Genomic DNA, 2,081 nt, shown 5'->3' with positions numbered 1-2,081 from the left:
GCAGCAGCGGTTCCACCACCGCCCAAAGGTCATCAGCGACGAGGAGTGCCATCTCTCCCCAACGCCTCAACCCAAGTTTTGTCCCGAGCTTTAAGGCCGAAGCAGAGGGCGCTGCCGAGAAGGTCGGGGATACGGCTCGAGGCTCGGCGGGCAAAGCCGAGAACGGTGCCCGGAAAGGCTCGGCCGCGTAGCGGGCCAAGAGATCATTGTCCGTGAGCGGCTCAGCAGAGCAATGCGGGCCAGACGACATCTGAAAAGAAGAGGAAATAGTCTCATGTCGATTCCACCTATGCAGAGCGTGCACGACCGCACGGCCGCTGCGACCGCGGTCCTGCCCGAGGGCGCGCCCTCCTTGCCGACCCGTGTGTCCTGGGGCGCGGTCATCGCCGGCGCCGTCGTGGCGCTGACCATCGGCCTCATGCTCAACGCCCTCGGTGCCGGGATCGGGGCCACGGCGGTGGACGCCACCGCCCGCGACACGCCCTCGGCCTCGTCCTTCGGGATCGGTGCGGCGATCTGGGTGCTGGTATCGAACCTGATCGGCCTTGCTGTCGGCGGCTACGTGGCGGCCAGGCTGTCGGGCACCTCCGACAACACCGACGGCACGCTGCACGGATTGGCCGTCTGGGGTACCACCTTCCTGATTTCGGCCGTCCTGCTGGGCAATCTCGTGTCCGGCATCGCCTCCACAGCCACCGCTGGAGCCTCCAGCCTGCTCGGTGGCGCCGCACGGGGTGCCGGGTCAGCCGTCTCCGCCGTGGGTCAGCAGGTGGCGAACCGCACTGACACGGGCACGCTGCAGTCCGCTACGCAGGGCTTGGTGGATCGCGTGCAGGGCGCGCTGAGCGGCAACGGTGGCAACCCCACGGCCATGACCTCTGACCAGCGCAAGGCCGAGATGAGCACGCTGGTGACGCGCCGGGTCACGGACGGCCAGCTTTCCCAGTCGGATCGCGACCGCCTGAACCAGCTGGTCGCCGCCGAGTACAACATCAGCCCGCAGGACGCCCAGGCGCGGGTTCAGCAGGCAGAGCAGCAGGCCACCCAGGCCGCCCGGCAGGCCGAGGAGACCGCCCGCCGCGCGGCGGACGCCGCGGCCTCCGGCGCCTCCGTCGCCGCCTTCTCGGTTTTCGGCATCATGCTCCTGGGGGCCCTGGCCTCGGTGCTCGGTGCTCGCCGCGGTACCCGTGACCTGCTGACGTTCCGAGCTGCGCGTGTCGGCTGACCCGGACGTTCTGGGGCAGGGCGAAAACTTCGCTCGACCCTCCCCGGTCGAACTGACCGGGGAGGCGACCGAGCAGGTCATCCCCCTGGTCGAGGAGAGCCTCCGCCTTGGCAAGCGGGCCGTCGAAACCGGGCGCGTCCGCGTCTCGGTCTCGACGAAGACGGCCGAGGAGCTCGTGCGCACGACCCTGCGCACCCGGCGTGCCGAGGTGGAGCGCGTGGCCATCGATCAGGAGGTCGCGGAGGCGCCAGCCACCCGCGAGGAGAACGGTGTTCTCATCGTTCCCGTGATCGAGGAGATCCTGGTTATCGAGAAGCGCCTGATCCTCCGCGAGGAGATCCGGCTGCACTTTGTCGATGGCGAGGAGACCGTGGAGCAGGCCGTCGAGCGACGGCTACAGCGAGCCACAGTCGAGAGGCTGCCGCCTGGGCCGGACACGCCTCCTGGGACGGTGGAATGGGCTGGTAACCCCCCTGACAACACGAAGGAGACTGCATGATGACGCGCACCATTACCGCCATGTTCAGCGATCGCACTGCAGCTGATGCGGCAATCCGCCAGCTGATCCACGACCTCGACCTCGGGTCCGATCAGGTCCGGGTTCATACCGCGGAGACGGCGACGTCCGGGTCGGCCAGCACCTCGGCCGGGGCGGATACGGGGTTCTGGGCCTCGCTGAAGGACCTCTTTGTTCCCGACGAGGACCGCGCTACCTACGCCGAGGGTATCCGGCGCGGGCAGTTCGTGGTCTCGGCCGATGTCGAGGAGGGCATGCTGGACCATGCCATGGACATCCTCGAGAACAACGGCGCCGTGGATCTCGATACCCAGGAGGCGGAGTGGCGGCAGTCGGGGT

At 68.5% G+C, this 2,081-nt stretch carries 2 protein-coding genes and 1 pseudogene; all 3 read left to right on the top strand.

What is annotated here, in order from left to right; genetic code table 11:
• The first annotated feature begins 274 nt into the window (after positions 1-274).
• Entirely contained in the window at positions 275-1,225 is a 951-nt protein-coding gene (locus FHS87_RS23200) for a hypothetical protein (protein WP_246418657.1), read from the top strand.
• Positions 1,215-1,724, top strand: coding sequence for a YsnF/AvaK domain-containing protein (locus tag FHS87_RS23195; RefSeq protein WP_184522258.1), 510 nt, complete (start codon positions 1,215-1,217; stop codon positions 1,722-1,724). Before FHS87_RS23200 ends, FHS87_RS23195 begins: the two co-directional genes overlap by 11 nt.
• Positions 1,721-2,081, top strand: a pseudogene (locus FHS87_RS23190) (YsnF/AvaK domain-containing protein); the annotation flags it as partial. The gene FHS87_RS23195 and the pseudogene FHS87_RS23190, both read left to right, overlap by 4 nt.

Source organism: Muricoccus pecuniae, from assembly GCF_014199205.1.
GTDB lineage: Bacteria > Pseudomonadota > Alphaproteobacteria > Acetobacterales > Acetobacteraceae > Roseomonas > Roseomonas pecuniae.
Note: the sequence above shows the minus strand (reverse complement) of the source record. Positions and strands in the feature narration are given on the sequence as shown.

Coding starts and splice junctions, on each gene's coding strand:
- FHS87_RS23200 (WP_246418657.1), top strand. CDS start 275: ATGTCGATTCCACCTATGCAGAGCGTGCACGACCGCACGGCCGCTGCG.